The 22,745-nt window shown below is 63.7% G+C and carries 22 protein-coding genes; 9 read left to right on the plus strand and 13 right to left on the minus strand.

Features of this window, described 5'->3' with window-relative positions:
- Nucleotides 1–63: 63 nt before the first annotated feature.
- Complete coding sequence (locus PMN64_RS22175; protein ID WP_411782167.1) at nt 64–522, minus strand: phasin family protein; 459 nt, start codon at nt 520–522, stop codon at nt 64–66.
- 760 nt (nt 523–1,282) lie between these two features.
- On the minus strand, nt 1,283–2,770 hold the full coding sequence (locus tag PMN64_RS22180; RefSeq protein ID WP_028344675.1) for a DHA2 family efflux MFS transporter permease subunit: 1,488 nt from the start codon (nt 2,768–2,770) through the stop codon (nt 1,283–1,285).
- A 139-nt stretch (nt 2,771–2,909) separates the two neighbouring features.
- Between PMN64_RS22180 and PMN64_RS22185 the strand changes: the two genes are divergently transcribed.
- Together PMN64_RS22185 and guaB are read left to right on the plus strand one after the other, a co-directional pair.
- Entirely contained in the window at nt 2,910–3,161 is a 252-nt protein-coding gene (locus PMN64_RS22185) for a hypothetical protein (RefSeq protein ID WP_018271177.1), read from the plus strand.
- A 182-nt stretch (nt 3,162–3,343) separates the two neighbouring features.
- Nucleotides 3,344–4,834, plus strand: coding sequence for an IMP dehydrogenase (gene guaB, locus PMN64_RS22190; RefSeq protein WP_028344677.1), 1,491 nt, complete (start codon nt 3,344–3,346; stop codon nt 4,832–4,834).
- 75 nt (nt 4,835–4,909) lie between these two features.
- Here guaB and PMN64_RS22195 read toward each other — a convergent pair whose 3' ends face one another.
- The 6 genes from PMN64_RS22195 to PMN64_RS22220 all read right to left on the minus strand — a co-directional run bounded on the left by PMN64_RS22195 (nt 4,910) and on the right by PMN64_RS22220 (nt 12,093).
- Entirely contained in the window at nt 4,910–5,752 is an 843-nt protein-coding gene (locus tag PMN64_RS22195) for an ABC transporter ATP-binding protein (RefSeq protein ID WP_411782168.1), read from the minus strand.
- 75 nt (nt 5,753–5,827) lie between these two features.
- Nucleotides 5,828–7,153, minus strand: a complete 1,326-nt coding sequence (locus tag PMN64_RS22200) for an ABC transporter substrate-binding protein (protein ID WP_411782195.1) — start codon at nt 7,151–7,153, stop codon at nt 5,828–5,830.
- A gap of 105 nt (nt 7,154–7,258) precedes the next feature.
- Entirely contained in the window at nt 7,259–8,386 is a 1,128-nt protein-coding gene (locus PMN64_RS22205; protein ID WP_028344680.1) for a branched-chain amino acid ABC transporter permease, read from the minus strand.
- Between the two features lie 15 nt (nt 8,387–8,401).
- The gene (locus PMN64_RS22210) at nt 8,402–9,331 is read right to left on the minus strand and encodes a branched-chain amino acid ABC transporter permease (RefSeq protein ID WP_080687025.1); all 930 of its coding nucleotides are present in this window, start codon (nt 9,329–9,331) and stop codon (nt 8,402–8,404) included.
- 9 nt (nt 9,332–9,340) lie between these two features.
- Nucleotides 9,341–10,126, minus strand: a complete 786-nt coding sequence (locus PMN64_RS22215) for an ABC transporter ATP-binding protein (protein WP_411782169.1) — start codon at nt 10,124–10,126, stop codon at nt 9,341–9,343.
- A complete protein-coding gene (locus tag PMN64_RS22220; protein ID WP_411782170.1) occupies nt 10,123–12,093 on the minus strand; it encodes an AMP-binding protein in 1,971 nt (656 codons plus the stop codon). Before PMN64_RS22220 ends, PMN64_RS22215 begins: the two co-directional genes overlap by 4 nt.
- A gap of 710 nt (nt 12,094–12,803) precedes the next feature.
- Between PMN64_RS22220 and PMN64_RS22225 the strand changes: the two genes are divergently transcribed.
- Both PMN64_RS22225 and PMN64_RS22230 read left to right on the plus strand, forming a co-directional pair.
- On the plus strand, nt 12,804–13,826 hold the full coding sequence (locus PMN64_RS22225; RefSeq protein ID WP_411782171.1) for an NADP-dependent oxidoreductase: 1,023 nt from the start codon (nt 12,804–12,806) through the stop codon (nt 13,824–13,826).
- Nucleotides 13,827–13,970: 144 nt separating this feature from the next.
- Nucleotides 13,971–14,228, plus strand: coding sequence for a hypothetical protein (locus PMN64_RS22230; RefSeq protein ID WP_411782173.1), 258 nt, complete (start codon nt 13,971–13,973; stop codon nt 14,226–14,228).
- A 6-nt stretch (nt 14,229–14,234) separates the two neighbouring features.
- On the opposite strand, the gene PMN64_RS22235 is transcribed toward PMN64_RS22230, so the two are convergent.
- On the minus strand, nt 14,235–15,074 hold the full coding sequence (locus PMN64_RS22235) for a metallophosphoesterase family protein (protein WP_411782174.1): 840 nt from the start codon (nt 15,072–15,074) through the stop codon (nt 14,235–14,237).
- Between the two features lie 64 nt (nt 15,075–15,138).
- On the opposite strand from PMN64_RS22235, the gene PMN64_RS22240 reads away from it, so the two are divergent.
- The 3 genes from PMN64_RS22240 (at nt 15,139) to PMN64_RS22250 (ending at nt 17,205) form a co-directional block, all read left to right on the plus strand.
- The gene (locus PMN64_RS22240) at nt 15,139–15,294 is read left to right on the plus strand and encodes a hypothetical protein (protein WP_411782175.1); all 156 of its coding nucleotides are present in this window, start codon (nt 15,139–15,141) and stop codon (nt 15,292–15,294) included.
- 167 nt (nt 15,295–15,461) lie between these two features.
- Nucleotides 15,462–15,884, plus strand: a complete 423-nt coding sequence (locus PMN64_RS22245; protein WP_411782176.1) for an MAPEG family protein — start codon at nt 15,462–15,464, stop codon at nt 15,882–15,884.
- Between the two features lie 22 nt (nt 15,885–15,906).
- Nucleotides 15,907–17,205, plus strand: a complete 1,299-nt coding sequence (locus PMN64_RS22250; RefSeq protein WP_411782177.1) for an RsmB/NOP family class I SAM-dependent RNA methyltransferase — start codon at nt 15,907–15,909, stop codon at nt 17,203–17,205.
- 141 nt (nt 17,206–17,346) lie between these two features.
- Here the strand turns inward: PMN64_RS22250 and PMN64_RS22255 are convergent, their stop codons facing one another.
- The gene (locus PMN64_RS22255) at nt 17,347–18,618 is read right to left on the minus strand and encodes an MFS transporter (RefSeq protein WP_411782178.1); all 1,272 of its coding nucleotides are present in this window, start codon (nt 18,616–18,618) and stop codon (nt 17,347–17,349) included.
- 114 nt (nt 18,619–18,732) lie between these two features.
- On the opposite strand from PMN64_RS22255, the gene PMN64_RS22260 reads away from it, so the two are divergent.
- On the plus strand, nt 18,733–19,185 hold the full coding sequence (locus PMN64_RS22260; protein WP_411782179.1) for a winged helix-turn-helix transcriptional regulator: 453 nt from the start codon (nt 18,733–18,735) through the stop codon (nt 19,183–19,185).
- A 167-nt stretch (nt 19,186–19,352) separates the two neighbouring features.
- Here the strand turns inward: PMN64_RS22260 and PMN64_RS22265 are convergent, their stop codons facing one another.
- Together PMN64_RS22265 and PMN64_RS22270 are read right to left on the minus strand one after the other, a co-directional pair.
- Nucleotides 19,353–19,685, minus strand: coding sequence for a DHCW motif cupin fold protein (locus PMN64_RS22265; RefSeq protein WP_411782180.1), 333 nt, complete (start codon nt 19,683–19,685; stop codon nt 19,353–19,355).
- A gap of 189 nt (nt 19,686–19,874) precedes the next feature.
- Entirely contained in the window at nt 19,875–20,246 is a 372-nt protein-coding gene (locus tag PMN64_RS22270; RefSeq protein WP_411782181.1) for a nuclear transport factor 2 family protein, read from the minus strand.
- A gap of 137 nt (nt 20,247–20,383) precedes the next feature.
- On the opposite strand from PMN64_RS22270, the gene guaA reads away from it, so the two are divergent.
- Entirely contained in the window at nt 20,384–21,982 is a 1,599-nt protein-coding gene (gene guaA / locus PMN64_RS22275) for a glutamine-hydrolyzing GMP synthase (protein ID WP_411782182.1), read from the plus strand.
- Between the two features lie 108 nt (nt 21,983–22,090).
- On the opposite strand, the gene PMN64_RS22280 is transcribed toward guaA, so the two are convergent.
- Entirely contained in the window at nt 22,091–22,585 is a 495-nt protein-coding gene (locus tag PMN64_RS22280) for a hypothetical protein (protein ID WP_411782183.1), read from the minus strand.
- Nucleotides 22,586–22,745 lie beyond the last annotated feature (160 nt).

Genomic DNA, 22,745 nt, shown 5'->3' on the forward strand with positions numbered 1-22,745 from the left:
CTCTTTTGGGGCGGGGGGGGGGGGGGGGGGGGGGGGGGGGGGGGGGGGGGGGGGGGCGGCTCCTCAGGAAGGTGTTTTTAGGGCCTTTGCAAAGCTCTTCTTGATCGGCTCGGAGGTCTCGGTCGCGACCTTCTTCGCGATCTCCCAGAGCTCCTTGTTCTGCGCGGTCGTCACTTCGAAAGCCTTGCGGCCGTGATCGGCCGAAAGCTGGATGGCTTCCGACAGCGACCTGGTGCCGGCGAGCTCGGATATGAAGGCGAGGGCCGAACTGGCGTTGATATGCGAGATATCGATCACCTTGGCTGCGTAGTCCGCGGCGCCCTTGGCGTTGACCGCGTATGCCTCCTTGAGCAGGACAGAGATTTCCTCCGAAGCTTCCTTGGCCTTCTCGAGCTGTTCTCGGGCACGCCTCGCATTTTGTTCGGCGATACCCTGAAAGGCCTGAGGCAACGCGAACAGGGGCAGGCCAAAGCCGCCGGCTTTCGGATCATCGCTCACTTCATTCGTATGGACGTCACTCACTGGCTCTGATCCTTTCAAGCGAAACCAGATCAAGGAAAATCCGCGCCTCGCGGTGCACGGACGCTGGGGAAGCGCACCTGGAGCGCTTCCTTCCACATGGCTTTTTGCTGATGCCGGGTCACCGCGTGCCCGCTTGAGCCGACTATGCAGGATCGGCGGCGCAGCTTCCGTTCGCTTTCTGACTCTCGCGGAGATTTTTTTCCGGGACGAAGCGGCGGCGATTCATCGAACACATCTCGACCGCTTGCGCCAGGAGAGCCTGGCCGGGCGCGGTCCCGGTCGCGACACGCGCACGAAGGCAATTCAGCGCGACAGGTTGGAACCTCGGCGCGCGGCCGGAGTCGATTCCGTTGCTCCCGGCCAATGCCCCCCAAGCCCACCGGGAGAAAACCCCCACTGGGTTGGCGGCCTTGGTGTAGCGTCAGTTTCGCGCACCGGGGCCGTTTCGTGCCGGACTGGAAAATTGGATACCGCGGGCGCATATTTCTGGCATGGCGACCATTGTTCAATGCAATTGCGGCGCCGAGTACAGACGCACCGAAGAGAAGTTCTTGGTGCCGCATACGGGTGATGCGATCTGCACGGTCTGCGGAGCAGCGTTGGAATCGTGGCTGGAAGCGACCCACGTTCCCACATACGAACTTATCGAACGTCCGGATCGAGGACAGCCAGGCGGAATGACCGGCCACCCCTGATGGCCTGGTCGTGACCTGACGATGGCTCGCGGTGTCCGTGCCTCGGGAACGGCTCGTTCGATCGACTAGCCGAGCCGCTGATCGCGCGCATTCTGGGTGTCCTCGGTGGCGACCTTGACGGCTTCGGTCGCGGCGCGCTTCTCGGCGCCCTTGCGGCTCGAGATGTCGATCGCCTTGCGGCCGGCGATCTCGTTGCCGGCCTCGGCCGGCATCTGCCAGAAGAACCAGGCCGAGGCCGCCGAGATCAGCGAGACCACGATGAAGGCCGGCGCGAACACGTCGGCGGAGAGCTCGGTCTGGTGATGCAGCGCCAGCGTGGTCTCAACCGAGAACGCGCCGACCGCGACGCCGGCGGACACCGCGAGCTGCTGGTTGACGCTGACGAGGGTGGTAGCCCGGCTCATCTGCGGCGCCTCGACCTCGGCATAGGCCACGGTGTTGATCGCGGTGAATTGCAGCGAGCGGAAGAAGCCGCCGACCACCAGGATGGTGAAGATCAGCATCAGCGGCGTCGAGATCGTGAACAGGGCGCAGGCGGCGAGGAAGGCCGAACTGACCACCGCGTTGACGGTCATCATGTTGCGGAAGCCGAAGGCGCGGATGATGCGCGCCGCCAGCGTCTTCATGCCCATGGCGCCGACCGCCGACGCAAAGGTGACGAGACCGGACTGGAACGGCGACAGGCCGAAGCCGACCTGCATCAACAGCGGCAGCAGGAACGGCAGCGCGCCGATGCCGAGTCGGAACATGAAGCCGCCGACGATCGACGCGCGCATGGTCGGCAGCCGCAGCAAGCCGAAATCGAGCACCGGCGAACCGGTCCGCCGCGCGTGGATCACGTAAAGCGTCATCGACACCGTGCCGACCCCGACCAGCGCGGCGACGATCGGCCACGGCAGCAAATTGAGCCCGGCCACCGACAGCCCGAAGGCGATGCCGGCAAGGCCGATACCGGCCAGCACCAGTCCCACGAGATCGAAGCGCTCGGGATCCTCGCTCTTGATCGGGTCGATGTATTTCAGCGCCAGGAAGATGCCGAGCAGCCCGATCGGGATGTTGATCAGGAAGATCCAGTGCCAGGAGAAATAGGTGGTGATGAAGCCGCCGAGCGGCGGCCCGATCACCGGGCCGATCAGCGCCGGGACCGTGACCCAGGCCATCGCGTTGACCAGCGCGCTCTTGTCGACCGAGCGCAGCAGCACCAGCCGCCCGACCGGGGTCATCATAGCCCCGCCGAGGCCCTGCAGGATGCGGGCGAACACGAAATCGGTCACCGAGGACGACAGTGCGCAGCCGATCGAGCCCAGCATGAACACGCCGACGGCGCCGGCAAACACGATGCGGGCGCCGAAGCGGTCCGCGGTCCAGCCGCTCGCCGGGATGAACACCGCGAGCGACAGCAGGTAGGAGGTGATCGCCAGTTTCAGCGTCAGCGGGCTGGTGCCGATATCGGCGGCGATCGCGGGCAGCGAGGTCGCGATCACCGTGGAGTCCATGTTCTCCATGAACAGGGCGGTGGCCACGATGAGCGGGATCAGGCGTTGCTTGTTCATCAAAATAGGACAGCTGTGCTGAAAAGGCGGGCGAGCGGGCCATATCATCCTGCTCTCGGCCACGCTATTGCGGAACCGGCCAAACGCCCTAAATCCTGCGTGACGCTGGTATGCATCCGCCCGTGTCCAAAGGTTCGCCGTGATCTACGTCCTTGCCGCTCTCTTGCCGCCGATCGGACTGCTCCTGAACGGACAGCCGTTTTCGGCCATCTTTAATCTGGTCCTGATCGTGTTTTGCGCGGTTTTCGGGCTGTTTTTCCATGTGTTGCTGCTGGTGCCGTCGGCCCATGCCGTGATCGCGGTCCACATGAAGCGCGAGGACCGGCGCCATCGCGAAATGGTCGAGGCGATCCGCCGCCATGGCCCGCCGCCGGGTTACCGGGCGCCCTGAACCGGCCCCTAAAAAGGCCTGTGCATGGCTGGCAAACACTTTGATTCGTCATGCCGCCATGCTATCGACCAGCGTCAACCCCACCGATGGGCGCCGATTCGACGGTGACGCAGCGAGCGTCGCCGCAGGCGGCGTTCATCCGTAAGACCATCGCGGCTGGGCCGCAGATAAAGGAGTTGGCAATGGCCACGGGATTTCCGGCTATCCGCGAAGCCTTCACGTTCGACGATGTGCTGCTGAAGCCCGGTTTGTCCGACGTGCTTCCCTCGGAAGTCGATATTCGCTCGCGCGTCACCCGCGCAATCTCGCTCAATATCCCGATCATGGCGTCCGCGATGGACACCGTCACCGAGGCGCGGATGGCGATCGCGATGGCGCAGGCCGGCGGCCTCGGCGTCATCCACCGCAACTTCGATCCGGAAGGCCAGGCCGCGCAGGTGCGGCAGGTCAAGAAGTTCGAGTCCGGCATGGTGGTCAATCCGCTGACCATCGGCCCCGACGCCACGCTGGCCGACGCGCTGACCTTGATGAAGGAGAACGGCATCTCGGGCATTCCGGTCGTCACCGGTGCCGCCAAGAACGTGCCAGGCAAGCTGGTCGGCATCCTGACCAACCGCGACGTCCGCTTCGCCAGCGATCCCCGGCAGAAGGTCTCGGAGCTGATGACGCACGAGAACCTTGTCACGGTGCGCGAGGGCGTCGGCCAGGACGAGGCGAAGCGGATGCTGCACAAGCATCGCATCGAGAAGCTGCTCGTCGTCGACGACCAGTATCGCTGCGTCGGCCTGATCACCGTGAAGGACATCGAGAAGGCGGTTGCCCATCCGCTCGCCTGCAAGGACGAGCACGGCCGCCTGCGCGTCGCCGCCGCCACCACGGTCGGCGAGACCGGCTATGAACGCACCGAGCGGCTGATCGATGCCGGCGTCGACGTCGTCGTGGTCGACACCGCGCACGGCCACTCGCGCCACGTGCTCAACGCCGTCAACCGCATCAAGCGGCTCTCCAACGCCGTGCAGGTGGTGGCCGGCAACGTCGCGACCGAGGGCGGCGCGCAGGCGCTGATCGATGCCGGCGCCGACTGCATCAAGGTCGGCATCGGCCCGGGCTCGATCTGCACCACGCGCATCGTCGCCGGCGTCGGCGTGCCGCAGCTCACCGCGATCATGGACGCGGTGGCCGCGGCGAAGAAGGCCGACGTGCCCGTGATCGCCGACGGCGGCATCAAATATTCCGGCGACCTCGCCAAGGCGCTCGCCGCCGGTGCCGACATCGCCATGGTCGGCTCGCTGCTCGCCGGCACCGACGAGACGCCGGGCGAAGTCTTCCTGTGGCAGGGCCGCTCCTACAAGGCCTATCGCGGCATGGGCTCGGTCGGCGCGATGGCGCGCGGCTCGGCCGACCGCTACTTCCAGCAGGACATCAAGGACACGCTGAAGCTCGTCCCTGAAGGCATCGAGGGCCAGGTGCCGTACAAGGGTCCGGTCGGCAATGTAATGCACCAGCTCGCCGGCGGTCTGCGCGCCGCGATGGGCTATGTCGGCGCCAAGGACATCAAGGATTTCCACGACAAGGCCGAATTCGTCCGCATCACCGGCGCCGGCCTGCGCGAGAGCCACGTCCACGACGTCACCATCACGCGCGAAGCCCCGAACTATCCGGGCGGGGTGTAAGCCCAAGCACCGTCATTCCGGGGCGGTCCGAAGGACCGAACCCGGAGTCTCGGGATTCCGGGATGCCATCATCTGCTAGGCGAGCCAGCGCTTGCGTCGCTTGTAGTGCTTCACATCGCGGTATGATTTTCGCTTCTCTCCGGCGACGCCAAGATAGAACTCCTTGACGTCCTCATTCGCGGCGAGCGCGTGCGCTTCGCCGTCCATCACCACGCGGCCGTTCTCGAGGATGTAGCCGTGGCTTGCATATCTGAGCGCCATATTGGTGTTCTGCTCGGCGAGAAGAAACGACACACCTTCCCTGGCGTTGAGATCCTTCACGATTTCGAAGATCTCTTCGACGATCTGCGGCGCGAGGCCCATCGATGGTTCGTCGAGCAGGATCATCTTCGGGCGCGACATCAGCGCGCGGCCAATCACGCACATCTGCTGTTCGCCGCCCGACGTATAGCCGGCGGTGGAATTGCGTCGCTCCTTGAGGCGGGGGAAATAAGCATAGACACGTTCAAGGTCCTGGGCGATCGCGAGCTTGCCGTCCGTCCGAGTAAAGGCGCCGGTCAAGATGTTCTCCTCGACCGTCAGATGAGGGAAGGCACGCCGACCCTCCATCACCTGGATGCAGCCGCGTCGCACCACCTCGTTTGGCGACAGGGACTTCACCTCGACGCCGTTGAACAGGATCGAGCCCTTGGTGACCTCGCCGCGCTCTGCGTGCAGCAGATTGGAGACCGCCTTCAGCGTCGTCGTCTTGCCGGCGCCGTTGGCGCCGAGAAGCGCAACAATGCCGCCTCGCGGGACCTCCAGCGAGACACCCTTCAACACGAGAATGACGTGATCGTAGACAACCTCGATATTGTTGACCGATAAAATCAGCGCTGCCGCTTCCGTCGCAGCGGTGACGACCTTGGCGATTGACATGCGCAGACCTCCAAACCGAGCAGGGGCTGCGATCCGGGAGCAGGCAAGCCTGTCTCCCGGACCACTCGCACGGGGTCAGGTTTCTTTCGCGCAGTCGCGCGGCTTGATCTTCTTCTCCGCGGCATACTTCGCGGACACATCGGCGACGAGCGGTTCGATGAGCGATTCGTCAGCCGTGTACCAATCGGAGATCACCTTCCAACCCTTGCCATCCCATTGCTGGACGCGCCCGTAGCGCGCGCCTTCGTGGTCGGAGCAGGAAATGCTGACCGGCTTCAACATTCCCTCAAAGCCGAGCTCCTTGATTCGTGCATCGGTGAGTATGAGGTTCTCAAGCCCCCAACGGACCTGCTCGCCCGTCAGCGGTTGCTTGCCGAATTTTTCTTGCGCCTTGCGGATCGCCTCTACGCCGAGCATGGCATTCGTGATGCCGCGGTTGTAGAGAACTTCGCCGATCTTGCCAGGTTCTGTCGAACCCTTTCCCTTGGCGTAGACGTACTTCTCTATGTCGGCGTGCGCGGGGAATTTTCCTGCGCCATGCTGAAGCATCAACGATTTGTAACCGCTGGCCTGATCGCCCGCCGGCGTTACATCCGGCTCCGCGCCTGACCACCAGACACCGATCATCTTGTCGCGCGGATAGGCGACGGCGGCCGCTTCCTTGATTGCCGTGCTGTTCATGACGCCCCAGCCCCAGACCAGGACATAGTCCGGCCGATGCTGGCGGATCGCCAGCCATTGCGACTTCTGCTCGACGCCGGGATGCGTGACGGGAATCGGCGTGAACTCAAAGCCGTACTTCTGCGCCAGCACCTGCAGCATCGGAATTGGCTCTTTGCCATAGGGGCTGTCATGGTGCAGCAGCGAAATCTTCTTGCCCTTCAGCTTGTCGAAGCCGCCGAGTTCCTTGGCGACGTGCTGGATCGCGATATCGGCCGCGGACCAATAGGTGCCGAGCAATGGAAAATTATATGCGAACACCGCGCCGTTCTTGGAATCGGCACGGCCATACCCCATCGTAATGATCGGGATCTTGTCAGCCGCGGTCTTTTCGGTGAGTGCGAAGGTGATCCCGGTCGACAGCGGATTGATGAAGGCCGCGCCGGTTGGTCCTTTGCTCTTGAGACGCTCGTAACACTCCACTCCCTTGTCGGTCGCGTAACCCGTCTCGCATTCCTCGATCAAAATCTTGACGCCGTTGATGCCGCCGTCGCGTTCATTGATCAGGTTGTAATAGTCTACCACGCCGTTTGCGTAGGGCGCGCCGTTCACAGCGTACGGTCCGGTCCGGTATGACAGGATTGGGATGAACTGTTCGTTTTGCGCTGCGGCCGGTGCGCTAAGTGCCGCGCCGGCCAAGGCGGTCGCGAGTATCAGTAACCTGCGTGCAATACTTGCCATATTGATGTCCTCCTTCATAAAGCGCTGTTTCCCGTCCGCGGTACTTCCTTCCTCTTCGTTGTCGGCGGCCGCCATCCGCATTGCGATCAAGGCACGATCGCTCCCTCAATACGGAAACGGCCAAAGTCTGAGCTTCTCCTTGCCGATCGAGATCAGCCGGGCGAAGCCATGGGGTTCCTTGATGAGCAGATAGCAGATCAAGGACCCGAAGATGATGAACTGGAGATGAGTGATCGTTTGCGTCGACAGTGGCAGGCCGAGCTTGGTCGGAATCACATTCAGCATGATCGGCACGATGAGGATGAAAGCTGCTCCGATGAACGAACCCATGATCGAGCCGAGCCCGCCGATGATGACCATGAACAGAAGCTCAAGCGAGCGGTCGATCGAGAACGCAAGCGGCTCCCATGAACCGAGGTAGACGAACGCCCAGAGCGCACCCGCCACCCCGATGATGAACGAAGAGACCGCGAAAGCCGTTAGTTTTGCATAGAGCGGCCTGATGCCGATCAGCTCGGCGGCGATATCCATGTCGCGGATCGCCATCCACTGCCTGCCGAGATTGCCGCGCACGAGATTTTTCGCCAACACCGCCATCACGGTCACGAAGAGCAGGCACAGCAGGTAACGCTCGACCGGCGAGCGAACGACCATACCGAAGAAATCCAGTTCCGGCGCATTCACTGATCCCGACGGGGCGTAGTTGGTGAACCACGGGATCCGCAGGAACGCCCAATCGAAGAAGAATTGCGCGGCGAGCGTTGCGACCGCCAGGTAGAGACCCTTGATCCGCAGACTGGGAATGCCGAACAGGATTCCGGCACCCGCCGCCATGAACCCGCCAAGCAGAATGGATGCCAGCACGGGCAACGGTGGGATCGCGATCGCGAAGCCAAGCCAGGCAAGCGGGATATGAACGCCGGTCGCCAGCTTGTAGGCGGAATAGGCGCCGATGGCCATGAACGCGCCGCTGCCGAGCGAGATCTGGCCGCAATAGCCGACGAGAATGTTTGTCCCGATGGCGGCGAGCGCCAGGATGAGGAAGGGAAGCAGGATGGCCCACAACAGATAGTCGGTGCCGAACGGCCAGATCCGGAAGGTGGCCAGCAGCGGCACGCCAATGAAAGCAATTCCGAGCAAGACAGCGAGGGCAATACGATCCTGCCGGATCGGGAAGATCGCCATATCCTCCGCATAGGTCGCCTTGAACTGGCCGGCTTCGCGATAGAGCACGATGACCTCCTTGCCTCAGACGCGTTCGATGATGCGTTCGCCGAACAGGCCCTGCGGCCGCAAGAGCAGCACCGCCAACGCCAGCACGTAGGCAAACCAATATTCGATGCCGCCGCCGATGGATGGCCCGAGGTATACCTCTGCGAGCTTCTCACCCGCCCCGACAATGAGCCCGCCGACGATCGCTCCGGGAATCGAGGTGAGGCCGCCGATGATCAGGACCGGCAAAGCCTTCAGCGCGAGAAACGTGATGGAGAACTGCACGCCAAGCTTGGTCCCCCACACGGTCGCCGCGACGAGCGCAACGAGGCCGGCAACGAGCCAGACCACGAACCAAATCCAACTGATTGGAATCCCGATCGAGTGCGCGGCTAAATGGTCGTCGGCCACGGCTCTGAGCGCGCGACCGGTCTTGGTACGCTGAAAGAAGACCGCGAGGCCGGCGACCAGGACGCCCGCGATCAATGCGCCCCAGACATCCAGCTTGTTGACCAGAATCCCGCCCGGGAACAGGCCGTCAAACAAGAACCAGGCGTCGGTCGGAAACAGCCGCAACGGGTAGACATCCGATCCGAAGATCATCTCCGCGGCGCCCTCGATGACGAATGTCACGCCGATCGTCGACATGAACAGCGTCAAGCCGTCCTGATTGACCAGAGGTCCGATCACGAACCGCTCGATCAGCCAGGCGGTTGCCGCCATGATCACGGCGGCAAAGCCGATAGCGAGGATGACCGCGACCCAAAGCGGAAGGCCGTTGGCGACCAGGAGGTCGAGGGCGCGAACCAGCGCCAATCCCGCGAGCAACACCATTGCTCCCTGCGCGTAGTTGAATACGCCGGATGCCTTGAAGATCAGCACGAAGCCGAGCGCGACCAGCGAATAGAGCACGCCGGACATCAATCCGCCGATAAGGACCTCGAGAAACTGACCCAGTGCGATCATGGACGCACCTCAATGCGCGACGCCAAGATATGCGTCGATCACGGCTTGACTTCTCTTCACTTCATCAGGCGTGCCGTCGGCGATCTTCACGCCGTGATCAAGCACCGCTACGCGGTCCGACAGATCCATGACCACGGCCATGTCGTGCTCGATCAGGGCAATGGTCGTGCCGTAATGGTTGTTCACATCGATGATGAACCGCGACATGTCCTCCTTCTCCTCCAGGTTCATGCCTGCCATCGGCTCGTCGAGGAGCAGAAGGTCGGGCTCCATCGCCAGGGCGCGACCGAGTTCGACACGCTTCTGCAAGCCGTATGGCAGACGCCCGACCGGTACCTTGCGGATTGTCTCGATCTCCAGGAAGTCGATGATCTCCTCGACCTTGCGCCGATGCTCGATCTCCTCTGTGAGGGCAGGGCCATAACGCAGCAGCTGCCACAACAGCCCCCGGCGCACCTTCAAGGTGCGGCCTGCCATGATGTTGTCGAGCGCGCTCATCCCCTTGAACAGGGCGACATTCTGAAAGGTGCGCGCGATGCCGCCGCGCGCCGCCTCGAAGGGCTGCATTTTGGACCGGGTGCTTCCCTTGAAGGTGATGGCGCCATGGTTGGGATGATAGAAACCGTTGACGACGTTCAGCATTGAGGTTTTGCCGGCGCCGTTGGGGCCGATGATGGCGCGAATTTCGCCTTTTCTGACGTTGAACGAGACGTCCCGCAGCGCCTTGACGCCGCCGAAGGCCAGTGCCACGCCCTCGACCTGCAGCAGGATTTCGTTGGCGTTTGGCGCTCTCATGCTGCTCTTCCCAGCGATTCTGCCGGACCGATGATCTGCATGTCGCGAATCTTGACTCGTGCCGCGATCGTGCCCTTCCGGCCATCCTCAAACGTCACTTCCGTGGAAATGTCGGCGTCATGCGCTCCGTTGTAGAGTGCCGTGACCAACGACGCATAGCGTTCGGCAATGAAGCGACGGCGCACTTTCTGCGTGCGGGTCAGCTCGCCGTCATCCGCGTCGAGCTCCTTGTGCAGAATGAGGAAGCGGCGAATCTGGGCGCCCGCGAGCACCGTTTCCCCGGCCAGGGAGCGGTTCACCGCGGCAACGTCCTTGGCGACCATGTCGTAGACCAGCGGATGCCCGGCAAGCTCCTGATAGGACCCGTAGGCGACGTTGTTGCGTTCCGCCCAATTCGCGACCGCGACCGGGTCGATGTTGAGCATGGCGCATACGAACTCTCTCGAGTCGCCGAACGTGATCGCTTCCTTGATATTGGGATAGAACTTCAGCTTGTTCTCAAGGTACTTGGGAGCAAACATCGTGTCGTCAGCCAATCGACCGACGTCCTTCGCACGATCGATGATCTTCAGATGCCCGGTCTTCTCGTCGAAAAAGCCGGCATCGCCGGTCCTGACATATCCATCGGACGTCATCGCTTCCGCGGTCTTTGCCTGATCCTTGAAATATCCGAGGAACATGCCGGGCGAGCGAAACTGCACTTCACCCGATTCCGCGATACGGATGTCGACGTTGGGCGCCGGCGGACCAACCGTATCCGAATAGATCTCGCCATCGGGCTGACACGTTACATAGAGGAACGCTTCGGTTTGGCCGTAGAGCTGTTTCAGGTTCAGTCCGATCGCGCGGTAGAACGCGAACAGATCCGGACCGATAGCTTCACCTCCGGTGTATGCAACGCGTACCTGAGACAGGCCAAGAACGTTCTTGAGAGGCTCGTAGACCAGCCAGCGCCCGAGCGCATAGAGCAATCGGCCTGACAGCGGCACCGGACGTCCCGTCAAGACTTGCTCGCCATACCGCCGCGCGACGTCCAGAAAGTAGCTGAACAATCGCCGCTTGATCGGCGCTGCGTCCTCCATCCGGACCATCAGCCGCGTCAGCATGGCCTCGAAACCGCGTGGCGGGGCCAGGTAGAAGGTTGGTCCTATCTCATGACGATCCTGCTCGATTGTGTTGCTGCTCTCCGGGCACGCCATGCAGAATCCGGCCACCATGCCTTGGGCATAGCTGACGTAATGATCGCCCGCCCAAGCCAGCGGCAGATAGGCCAGCACCACGTCCTTGTCGGTCAACTTGTCGAACCGCGTCGTGTCGGTTGCAGCATCGATGCAGCCTCGCGCCGACAGCATGACGCCCTTGGGCGCGCCGGTCGTTCCCGAGGTATAGAGGATGACCGCGATGTCCGAACCGTTGCCGGCCCGAATGGAATCATCGATCCGTTCGCCAAGCGCGGGATCGGCTGCAAGCGCGGCGCGGCCGTCATTGATGATATCGCCGATTGCGATCAGTCGACCGTGGTCGTAGCCGTCGATTCCGCGCGGTTCGTCGTAGATAATCCTGTTCAGTTGCGGCAGTCGGTCGGACACCGACAGGACCTTGTCGACCTGCTCCTGGTCCTGCGCAGCGACCAGCGTCGCCTCGGCGTGAGCGAGAACAAAAGCAAGCTCATCAGCCACTGCATCGGAGTAGACTGGAACGGGGATTGCGCGCAGCGTCTGCGCTGCCATCATGGTCCAGTAAAGCTTGGGCCGATTGGAGCCGACTACCGCGATTGTCTCGCCTGGTCGCAAGCCAAGCCGATGCAAGCCGGCAGCGTAGCTACGTACGATCTCGGCAACCTCAGCCCAGGTCCAGCTCTGCCAGATGCCGAGATCCTTATGCCGGAACGCTGGCCGCGTGCCAAATTGTGCCGTGTTTCGCAGCAGCAATTTGGGAAACGTGTCATACGATCCGCCGCCGGCCATGTCGGTCTCGATCCAAAAACCGAAGCGTTGGTTCGCTCCTGTTATGGTGATGCCTGCTCCATTTTTGGGTAGCAGACATGCGAGTGCCGCATGGTCCGAGATTACAGCGAATCGCAAGTCCGACAAGGGCCAGATTGATGGATCGCGTTTTTGCCGCGGGCGCGCGCGGCAGAGATAGGTCTACCGGCTGCCAATTCGCCGAAGGCGAATCCGGCCGCCACCAGACGGACATTGCGGCGCGAAGACACTGGTCGGCTCTCAAGAGGTAACCCCAATGCTTCGGAGAGCCTCACGTCCGTCGGGCGGTGCCGCGAAGCTGACCCGAAGTCCTGCGCCACTCAGGTGTCGAGGGCGACCGGAAACCGTTTGCCGATTTGCTGCGCGGCCGCCCTCGTTGCGACCCATGGAGGACCGCCTGACCCTTTGGCTCCGCCGTGCCGGATGGCGAGGTCGGATCAGGCGACTTGACCATGGCCGCTTCGTTTGCCGGTGGCGCGCCATGACAACCTTGCCGCCACCAGGAGGCCCGGCGAACCGCCCCCGACATGACAGTATCGCGTTGGCGCCAATGTGCCTGGCATGACGGCCGTCATTTCAAACAACATTTCAAACAGCTCTACGCGAAAACAGCAAATCCATCTCTCTTGCGGGGAGCTGGATTGCATGACTACCTGTGCGCCACGAACCAATCACCCCAAGAGGAAATCAACATGTCCCAAGGAAAGCGCATCGTTCTGGCTTCGCGCCCGCACGGCGAGCCCACGTCGGCCAATTTCAGGCTCGAGGACTACACACCGCCGACACCGGGTGCGGGCGAGGTGCTGCTGCGCACCATCTGGCTGTCGCTCGATCCCTATATGCGCGGTCGCATGGCCGACGGTCCGTCCTATGCCGCACCGGTGCCGGTCGGCGGCGTGATGGAAGGCGGCACGGTGAGCGAGGTGGTCGCCTCCAACAATCCCGGTTTTGCCAAGGGGGATATCGTGCTGTCGCGCGCGGGCTGGCAGACGCATGTGCTGTCCGACGGCAAGGGGCTGGCCAAAATCGATCCGAAGATCGCGCCGATCTCGACCGCGGTCGGTGTGCTCGGCATGCCCGGCATGACCGCCTATACGGGACTGCTCGAAATCGGCAAGCCGCAGGCGGGCGAGACGGTGGTGGTCGCGGCGGCGTCCGGCGCGGTCGGCTCGGCGGTCGGCCAGATCGCCAAGATCAAGGGCGCGCGGGCGATCGGCATTGCCGGCGGCAAGGACAAGTGCGCCTACGTCAAGAACGAGCTCGGCTTCGACGAGTGCCTCGATCACCGCGATCCCAATCTCGCGGCAAAGCTGAAGGAAGCCTGCCCGAAGGGCATCGACGTCTATTTCGAGAATGTCGGCGGAGCGGTGTTCGACGCGGTGTTTCCGCTGCTCAATGCGTTCGCGCGCATCCCGGTCTGCGGCCTGATCGCGCATTACAACGACACCGAAGCGCACGCCCCGAAATGGGCCGGCGCGATGATGCGCAACATCCTGACCAAGCGGTTGACCTTCCGCGGCTTCATCGTCAGCGACTTTGCCGCCATGCATGGCGACTTCCTCCGCGACATGTCGCAGTGGGTGCGTGAGGGCAAGGTCAAGTACAAGGAGTTCGTGACCGAGGGCCTGGACAGCGCGCCGGATGCCTTCATGGGCCTGCTCAAGGGCGCCAATTTCGGCAAGCAGCTGGTCCGGGTCGGGCCGGACAAGGCCTGAGTTACAGGCCCCGGAAGCTCCCATTCCGCGCAACAAAGTATCAAAAGCGCCACAATGGCGGGGATTTGGGGGCCTTTTGGCCCCCATTTGCTTGACGGAGACCCGCAGCAGTTGATTCAATATGGCTATATTTCAGGTGTAGCCATGATTTTTGAACTTGTTGTTTTCGGGGTCATTCTCCTCGCCGTCGGCTATTGGGCGACGATGTTCGTCATGGGCCGCCGCGACGACGTCTTGCATGGAAGATTCGTCGAGGAGCAGCCGGACACGACCCCAGTCCGCATCATGCCGCACGTACCTCGCGTACGGCCCGCGCCGGCCGCACCACCGCCCGACAAAGACTCGCTGCAGGCGCTGCTCACCGTGATCAAGCAGGACCTGCACGACGCGGCGCGGAGCTGACGCGGCTCAGGCCGCCGGCTGCTTGCCGAGCAGCATCTCCAGGTCGACATCGACCTGGCCCTTCGCCCTGACGTGGCGGACCTCGAAACTGTCGGGCTGGAAGCGGTACTCGACGAGACCAACTTCCTTGATGCCGATCACCTCCTGCCGCGCATCGGAGATGACGAAGCCGGCCGAGGGCGCCCAGATGTGTCTGACATGCTCGAACGTGTAGTCGCGACGCTGGTGCACGTGGCCGCTGCCGACCAGACGCCAATCGACCTTGCCGAACATCTCGATCAGGCGGCGGCGCGCCGGCTGCGGGACGAAGCGGATCGCGGTCTCGGCGCGCTCGGCATCGTAGGGCAGGTCGAGATAGAGCGGCTTGTGCAGGAACAGCGCAACCGGCCTGCCGACGGCCTTGTCGAGCGCGCCTGCGAGCCAGTCGAACTGCTCGGCCTCGCTGTCGAGGCCGGTGTTCATGATCAGCGAATTCAGCCCGATGAAGCACCAGCCGGCAGCGTCGAAATGCCAACGGTCCTCGCCGAGCGCCGAGGTGAAGGCGCCGCGCGTCTCCTCGGTCGGCAGTTGCGTCGGTGGCGCGCCGACCGCGGTCGGATTGTCGCCGATGTCGTGATTGCCCGGCAGATAGAGGCAATCGACCGGCAGCGCGTTGTGCAACTCCTTGGCGAACGCGAGGTCGTCGCGGCTGGTCGGCCCGTCGAATGAGACGTCGCCGGAGTTGAGCAGGAGATCGGGACGCGTCGCGTCGATGTGCTCGCTGACGCGATGAAAGTTGTCGATCAGCGGCTTGAAGCGGCGCGCGAGATGGGTGTCGGAGATTTGTGTCAGGCGAAATTGGGGCATGCATCGCTCCTTTCGGCCGGAGCATAGGTCGGCGCGAAGTCGGAACGATGACGATTTTGCCGTCTTGTTCGATGTCTCGTTTGAAGCCCTGTTTGATGTGTTGTTTGGTTTTGCGCCTTGGCGGCCGCTGATCGCCAGTTGCCGCACCGACGCCGGCGAGCCCGCCGTCACCATGCCGGGCACGCCGCTGCCCGGGCCGCGCTGTCGGGGATCGGGGTGATGATGCTGATCGCGTCACACATGAGGGCTGAAACCGCCATTGGTCCTGGGAGTTGGTCATCCGGGCTCGGGTGATGTTTCAACGGGTTACCGCGCGCGCTTCATTGTCTTGGGGGCGAGTGGCGGCTAAGAGGGCGGCAGGGCGCCCGCGGCTGAGGGAGATTTTTGATGTCGGTTCAAATGGTTCTGTTGCCGGTCTTCATCCAGATCGGGCTCGCCTTCGCGCTGTTGTTTGCCATGGCGACGACGCGTACAAGGGCGCTGACGAGCGGCGAGACCAAGATCGCCGACATCGCGCTGCGCGAGCCGAACTGGCCGGCCCAGGCCACCAAGTTCGGCAACTGCTTCGCCAATCAGTTCGAGCTGCCGATCCTGTTCTATGTCCTGATCGCTATTGCGCTGCCGCTGCGCCGTGCCGATCTGTTCATCGTGCTGATGTCCTGGGTGTTCGTGGTGACGCGGTTTGCCCATGCCAGCGTGTTCGTCACCTCCAACGACGTGCGGCCGCGCTCGCTCGCCTGGTTCGCCGGCGCGCTGGTGCTGGCGGCCATGTGGCTGTATTTCGCGCTCAGACTGCTGCTGCTGATCTGATGCGCCCAACCGAAAGAGATCAATGACCCCCGCTGCCCGGCTTTCCGCCGCGATCGAGCTGATCGCCACCATCGACGCACAGCGCATTCCCGCGGCGAAAGCGCTGAAGGAATGGGGCACCGCGCACCGTTATGCCGGCTCCGGCGATCGCGCCGCGATCTCCGGCCTGATCTGGGACGTGCTGCGCCGGCAATCCTCCGCGGCCTATTTGATGGATGACGCCAGCGCCCGGTCGCGCCTGCTCGGCATGCTCAAGCTCGAACGCGGCATGGACATCGCCACGATCCAGGCGCTGTGCGACGGCGGCCGGTTCGCGCCGGATCCGCTGACCGCGACCGAGGAGGCCGCATTGGCCTCGCGCTCGCTCGAGGATGCGCCGGCGCATGTCGCGGGCGACTATCCGGACTGGCTCGATCCGCATCTGGCAAAGGTGTTCGGCGACGACCGGGCGGCGGAAGCGACCGCGATGGCGAGCCGTGCGCCGCTCGATCTGCGCGTCAACACGCTGCGCGGCAAGCGCGAGAAGGTGCTGCCGCGGCTGTCGCATCTCGGCGCCAGGGAAACGCCGTGGTCGCCGCTCGGCCTGCGCATCGAGCTCGGCGCCGACGCGCGCAATCCCGGCATCCATGCCGAGGAGGATTTCATCAAGGGCGCCATCGAGGTCCAGGACGAGGGCTCGCAGCTCGCCGCGCTGTTCGCGGCGGCCAAGCCCGGCGAGCAGGTGATCGACCTCTGCGCCGGCGCCGGCGGCAAGACGCTGGCGGTGGCAGCTCAGATGCAAGGCAAGGGCCGGCTGATCGCGACCGACAGCGACAAGCGCCAGCTCGCGCCGATCCATGAGCGGCTGTCGCGCGCCGGCGTGCACAATTGCGATGTGCGTACGCCGCGCGGCGAGGAGGAGGTGCTGTCGGACATCAAGGCGTCCGCTGACCTCGTGCTGATCGACGCGCCGTGCACCGGCACCGGGACCTGGCGCCGCAATCCCGACGCCAAATGGCGCATGCGCCCCGGCGCGCTCGAGGTGCGGCTGAAGGATCAGGCCGAGGTGCTGGAGCGCGCCGCCCCGCTGGTGAAGGGCGGCGGCCGGATCGCCTACATCACCTGCTCGGTGCTCTCGGAAGAGAACGGCGAGCAGGTCAGGGCCTTCACCGCGCGGCATCCGGAGTTTTCCGTGCAGCCGCCGGAGCAGACCGCAGCGGTGCTGTGGGACAAGGCCGAAGCTTTTGCCGAGGCCGCGCTGCAATCGGCGGAGGGCCTGCTGATGACGCCGCGCCGCACCGGCACGGATGGGTTTTACGTCTCGGTGCTGAAGAAGGCGTGATTTGAATTTCGTCGTTCCGGGGCGATGCGCAGCATCGAACCTCAGGCGCGCAATTGCGCGCCGGGGAACCTCGAGATTCCCCGATGCGCAATTGCGCATCTGAGGTTCGCGCTTTTGCGCGACCCGGAATGACGGTCGTCGCTAGCGCGTCTGTACGCAGACCGCCGCCGGCGTCCGGCTCACCACGATCACCCAGTACAGCAGCGCGCAGGCGCTGATCGCGGCACCCAGCACGCAGACGCCGGGCCAGCCGGCGGCCGCATAGGCCATCGTCGAGGTGATCGCGCCAAAACCTGTTCCGATCGAATAGAACACCATGTAGCAGCCGACCAGCCGGCTCGCGGCGTCGGGCCGCGCGGCGACGATCAGGCTCTGGTTGGTGACATGGATCGCCTGCACCGCGAAGTCGATCATCAGAACGCCGGCCACGACCAGCCATAGCGAGGTGTCGAGGCAGGCGATCGGCACCCAGCCGGCGAGCATCAAGAGCAGCGACAAGCCGGTGGTGCGCTGCCCCCAGCCGCGGTCGGCGAGCTGGCCGGAATTGCGCGCCGCCAGCGCGCCGGCGAGGCCGGCGATCCCGAGCATCCCGATCGTGGTGTGCGACAATGACAGCGGGGGTGCCGCGAGCGGCAGCACGACCGAGCTCCAGAACACGCTGAAGCTCGCGAAGATCAAGAGCGCGAACACCGCGCGTTCGCGCAGGACCTGCTCCTCGACGAACAGTGCGACCGTCGAGCGCAGCAGCTTCGCGTAGGACGATCCGGCCATCGGCTGCGGCGCATGCCGCGGCAGCGCGCGCGCCAACAGCGCCGCCAGCACCAGCGTCAGCGCGGCCGAGGTGAGGTAGACCACGCGCCAGCCGCCGAGATCGGCCAGCGCGCCGGCGGCAAAACGTGCCAGCAGGATGCCCGACACCACGCCGCTGGTGACGGTGCCGATGGTGCGGCCGCGGTCGGCCGGCGCTGCCAGCGTCGCGGCGTAGGCGACCAGCACCTGGATTACGACGGCGAGCAGCCCGACCAGCACCATGCCGGCAAGCAGCACCGCGGCGTTCGGCGCGGTGCCGACGATGGTCAGCGCGATCGCCGACAGCACGGTCTGGCCGACGATCAGCCTGCGGCGGTCCCAGAGGTCGCCGAGCGGCACGATCAGCATCAGGCCGAAGGCGTAGCCGACCTGGGTCAGCGTCACGACGCCGCCGATCACCGCCGGCGTGATGGAGAGATCCTGCGCCATGGTGTCGAGCAGCGGCTGCGCGAAATAGATGTTGGCGACGCTCAGGCCGCACGCGACGGCGAACAGCAGCACGACGGCGGGCGACAGAGCGCGAGCCGTGGTGTCGCCGGGCTTGTCGTTTGTCTTGAGATGGTCCTCGGCCGGCCGGGCCTCAGCCTTGGTCTGGTTCGTCATCTTGCCTCCGCTGCAATTCGCAATCTGGTCTCATAATGAGACCAGTTGCATCGGACACTGTCTAGTCCTATTTTAAGACCAGTTCGGAATCGTGATCGAGGGAGGCGGAGCGCGATGAAGCGGACCGCATTTGCAAAAGCGGAATGCCCGGTGGCGCGCGCGCTGGACGCGATCGGCGACTGGTGGTCGCTGTTGATCGTGCGCGACGCGTTCGACGGCCTGCGCCGGTTCGGCGACTTCCAGAAGAATCTCGGCATCGCCAAGGGCATGCTGACGACGCGGCTGCGCACGCTGGTCGAGCTTGGCGTGCTCGAGCAGGTCGCGGCCTCGGATGGCAGCGCCTATCAGGAATATGTGCTGACCAAGCGAGGCCACGACCTGTTCCCGATCGTGGTTGGTCTCAGGCAATGGGGCGAGGCGCATCTCTACGCGCGCGGCGAGCCGCATTCGGTGCTGCTGGACCAGACGGGGCAGGCGGTCGGGCAGCTCGTGTTGCCGTCGAAGAGCGGCAAGCCGCTGGGCTGGGCGGACACGAAGGTGAGCAAGGTGGCGGCGCGGAGGCGGTGAGCGTGTGGAGCGCAGTCGCCAACGTCGTCGCTATCCTCAAACACCGGCGTCATCCTGAGGTGCGAGCTCTTGCGAGCCTCGAAGGATGGGATGGAGCCGGGCTGTCGCCCTTCGAGACGGTCGCTTCGCGACCTCCTCAGGGTGACGGGAGAGAGTGAGGTATCGTCTCAATCCACAATAAACAGCGTCGCACCCATCTTCGTCGACGAACGGTGCGCGGCGTCGCCGAAATCGGAGACCTGGTAGCTCATGCCCGGCCTCAGCGTGAATTTGCGGCCGTCGCGCAGCTCGGTGTCGAGCTCGCCCGTGACGACGTAGAGCATATGGCCGCGATCGCACCAGTGATCGGCGAGATAATCAGGCGAATACTCGACCATCCGCACCCGCAGCTCGCCGATGTTGAGCGTGCGCCACAGCGCCTGTCCGGTCTCGCCGGGATGCACGGTGGGCGAGACATTGCTCCAGTCGGTGACGGTGAAGGGCAGGGTGGGGATTTTCATGGGCTGGATCCTGACGTCGCGTCTTCCGCCTCTGCATCCTATACACCGGCGTCATCCTGAGGTGCGCGTTGAGCGGTGCGGCAGCAACGCTCGGCGAGCCTCGAAGGATGGGATGGAGCCGGGCCGTCGCCCTTCGAGACGGTCGCTTCGCGACCTCCTCAGGGTGACGGATTACTGCATGCCGCAGCCTCATCCCACCAGATGGTTCGCCGAGCCCTGCCGAATCTTCCCCTCGGCATCCAGCCGCAAATACTCGCAGATCTTCTTGCCGCGTTCGTTCTGGTAGAACACGACGACGCTGTCGGGCGAGACATAGAGGTCGATCAGCTCGAAATGCAGCTCGGGCAATTTTGCCAGCGCCGCGCTCCAATAGGCCCGCAAGCTCGCCTTGCCGCGCACCGTGCCTGACGCGCCGAAACCGAGCGGCGGGATCCGGTCCGAGGTCATCTCGGCGTCCTCCGCATACAGCGCCAGCACCCGCTCGAGATCGCGCGCGTTCCAGGCGGCGATCCAGTCGCGGCCGAGGGTTTTAAGGCGCGACGGGTCGTGAAAATCCGGCATTGGTTTCCTCCATGTGGCTTATGGCCAAATTAGGTCAATAATACTGACCTATATGGATTTGTCCATGCCCAAAGAAGAATGTGGGCGCCCCTTCGAGCGCGGTTGCGGGGGCGGGCGCCGTCGCGTATCTGCTTGCCATGACAGCCCAGCACACAGCCCGCGAACCGTCGACGCCCTCCGTGGCCTCGGCGCATGACAAGATTCTGATTGTCGATTTCGGCAGCCAGGTGACGCAACTGATCGCCCGCCGCGTCCGCGAGATGGGCGTCTATTCCGAGATCGTGCCGTTCCAGAAGGCGGAAGCCGCCTTCAAGGAGATGAAGCCGAAGGCGGTGATCCTCTCCGGCGGTCCGGAGTCGGTGCACGAGACCGGCTCGCCGCGCGCGCCGCAGCTGATCTTCGAGTCCGGCGTTCCCGTGCTCGGCATCTGCTACGGCCAGATGACGCTCGCGGCCCAGCTCGGCGGCGAGGTCGAGGGCGGGCACCACCGCGAGTTCGGCCGTGCCGATGTCGAGGTGAAGACCGACAGCCAGCTGTTCGACGGCATCTGGGGCCATGGTGAGAAGCACCAGGTGTGGATGAGCCATGGCGACCGCATCACAAAGATGCCGCCCGGCTTCTCCGTTGCCGGCACCTCGCCGAATGCGCCGTTCGCGATCATCCAGGACGAGACGCGCAAATATTACGGCCTGATGTTCCATCCCGAAGTGGTGCACACGCCGGATGGCGCAAAACTGTTGCGCAACTTCGTGCGCAAGGTCGCAGGGCTCACCGGCGACTGGACCATGCGCGCCTTCCGCGAGGAGGCGATCGAGAAGATCCGCGCCCAGGTCGGCAAGGGCAAGGTGATCTGCGGCCTCTCCGGCGGCGTCGATTCCGCCGTTGCCGCGGTCTTGATCCACGAGGCGATCGGCGACCAGCTCACCTGCGTGTTCGTCGATCACGGCCTGCTGCGGCTCGACGAGGCCAAGACGGTCGTCGACCTGTTCCGCAACCACTACAACATCCCGCTGGTCCATGTCGACGCGTCGAAGGAGTTTTTGGGCGATCTCGAAGGCGTCACCGATCCCGAGGTGAAGCGCAAGACCATCGGGCGGCTGTTCATCGACGTGTTCGAGGCGGAGGCGAAGAAGATCGGCGGCGCCGAATTTTTGGCGCAGGGCACGCTCTATCCCGACGTGATCGAAAGCGTCTCCTTCACCGGCGGCCCGTCAGTGACCATCAAGTCGCACCACAATGTCGGCGGCCTGCCGGCCCGCATGAACATGAAGCTCGTCGAGCCGCTGCGCGAGCTTTTCAAGGACGAGGTGCGCGTGCTCGGCCGCGAGCTCGGCCTGCCCGAAGTGTTCGTCGGCCGCCACCCGTTCCCGGGCCCCGGCCTCGCCATCCGCTGCCCCGGCGACATCACCAGGGAAAAGCTCGACATCCTGCGCAACGCGGACGCGGTCTATATCGACCAGATCCGCAAGCACGGCCTCTATGATGCGATCTGGCAGGCCTTTGCGGTGCTGCTGCCGGTGAAGACCGTCGGCGTGATGGGCGACGGCCGCACCTACGAATACGTCGTCGGCCTCCGCGCCGTCACCTCGACCGACGGCATGACCGCCGACTTCTACCAGTTCGACATGAAGTTCTTAGGGGAGACCGCCACGCGCATCATCAACGAGGTGAAGGGCGTCAACCGGGTGGTGTACGACGTGACGTCGAAGCCGCCGGGGACGATCGAGTGGGAGTAGGAGGGCCTTCAAGCAGCAATCGCAGTCCGCCTCACTCGGTCCGCTACGCTTGTACCGGTTTCCCGGATACTCGTGCGCTGGGTCATTGCAAAACGCGTTTGGACCGGCTCACTCAATCGCAATTGCCTTAGGCCAGTGCTGCTCTATTTCGTCAGTGATGGGGGTCGCTGTTGTATATCTAAAGTCGGCGTTGAATCTGAGTAGCGCTTCGTTTAGCCGCTGAATGTTTTCCCGTACAGTGCGCGCCGCGTCGGTCGAGACTAGGAAATTCTTAGCCGCAGTTCCGCCTCTGAAGATGGACCAGCACGGCAATCGTGTGAAGGGGATTGACTTTCCAACCTCGAGAACGGGGTCGCCGAATCCGAGACCCGCAGGTGGGTGCGCTTTCGCACGAATTACCCCTTTTACAATAATGTTGCGGTCCCTAGTAACCTCGGAGAGATGGCGGCCAATCCTTCTAAGCCGTTCGATCGCTGTCGAGCTGTGCTTTTCAGGCGCGCGCTCCATAATGAGCGCCCAACGTTGGTTGACGTCCAGCTTCCAGGTAACCAGGGGCCCGACTCTCTCGTCTAACCCTAACAGGCCCCAAACCGTGAACTCCATGGTGGCTTCTAGATTTGCCCAAGCTTGGCAAAGTCGGCCGACTTCCTCGCACGTTTTTGCGCTAGGCTCCATCAAGTGCTCCTTTGGCAGCTGAGAATTCCGTTTGTGGTTGGACGACAACAACGAGACTTAATCCGATCGGATCAATTTTGACGATAAC

This window comes from Bradyrhizobium sp. UFLA01-814, assembly GCF_046718885.1.
Taxonomy (GTDB): Bacteria; Pseudomonadota; Alphaproteobacteria; order Rhizobiales; family Xanthobacteraceae; genus Bradyrhizobium; species Bradyrhizobium elkanii.

Bases quoted from the DNA above. Each gene is read 5' to 3' on its own strand.
- PMN64_RS22180 (WP_028344675.1), bottom strand. From the start codon at position 2,770: ATGAACAAGCAACGCCTGATCCCGCTCATCGTGGCCACCGCCCTGTTC.
- guaB (WP_028344677.1), top strand. From the start codon at position 3,344: ATGGCCACGGGATTTCCGGCTATCCGCGAAGCCTTCACGTTCGACGAT.
- PMN64_RS22195 (WP_411782168.1), bottom strand. From the start codon at position 5,752: ATGTCAATCGCCAAGGTCGTCACCGCTGCGACGGAAGCGGCAGCGCTG.
- PMN64_RS22200 (WP_411782195.1), bottom strand. From the start codon at position 7,153: ATGGCAAGTATTGCACGCAGGTTACTGATACTCGCGACCGCCTTGGCC.
- PMN64_RS22210 (WP_080687025.1), bottom strand. From the start codon at position 9,331: ATGATCGCACTGGGTCAGTTTCTCGAGGTCCTTATCGGCGGATTGATG.
- PMN64_RS22215 (WP_411782169.1), bottom strand. From the start codon at position 10,126: ATGAGAGCGCCAAACGCCAACGAAATCCTGCTGCAGGTCGAGGGCGTG.
- PMN64_RS22220 (WP_411782170.1), bottom strand. From the start codon at position 12,093: ATGGCCGGCGGCGGATCGTATGACACGTTTCCCAAATTGCTGCTGCGA.
- PMN64_RS22225 (WP_411782171.1), top strand. From the start codon at position 12,804: ATGTCCCAAGGAAAGCGCATCGTTCTGGCTTCGCGCCCGCACGGCGAG.
- PMN64_RS22230 (WP_411782173.1), top strand. From the start codon at position 13,971: ATGATTTTTGAACTTGTTGTTTTCGGGGTCATTCTCCTCGCCGTCGGC.
- PMN64_RS22235 (WP_411782174.1), bottom strand. From the start codon at position 15,074: ATGCCCCAATTTCGCCTGACACAAATCTCCGACACCCATCTCGCGCGC.
- PMN64_RS22245 (WP_411782176.1), top strand. From the start codon at position 15,462: ATGTCGGTTCAAATGGTTCTGTTGCCGGTCTTCATCCAGATCGGGCTC.
- PMN64_RS22250 (WP_411782177.1), top strand. From the start codon at position 15,907: ATGACCCCCGCTGCCCGGCTTTCCGCCGCGATCGAGCTGATCGCCACC.
- PMN64_RS22255 (WP_411782178.1), bottom strand. From the start codon at position 18,618: ATGACGAACCAGACCAAGGCTGAGGCCCGGCCGGCCGAGGACCATCTC.
- PMN64_RS22260 (WP_411782179.1), top strand. From the start codon at position 18,733: ATGAAGCGGACCGCATTTGCAAAAGCGGAATGCCCGGTGGCGCGCGCG.
- PMN64_RS22265 (WP_411782180.1), bottom strand. From the start codon at position 19,685: ATGAAAATCCCCACCCTGCCCTTCACCGTCACCGACTGGAGCAATGTC.
- PMN64_RS22270 (WP_411782181.1), bottom strand. From the start codon at position 20,246: ATGCCGGATTTTCACGACCCGTCGCGCCTTAAAACCCTCGGCCGCGAC.
- guaA (WP_411782182.1), top strand. From the start codon at position 20,384: ATGACAGCCCAGCACACAGCCCGCGAACCGTCGACGCCCTCCGTGGCC.
- PMN64_RS22280 (WP_411782183.1), bottom strand. From the start codon at position 22,585: ATGGAGTTCACGGTTTGGGGCCTGTTAGGGTTAGACGAGAGAGTCGGG.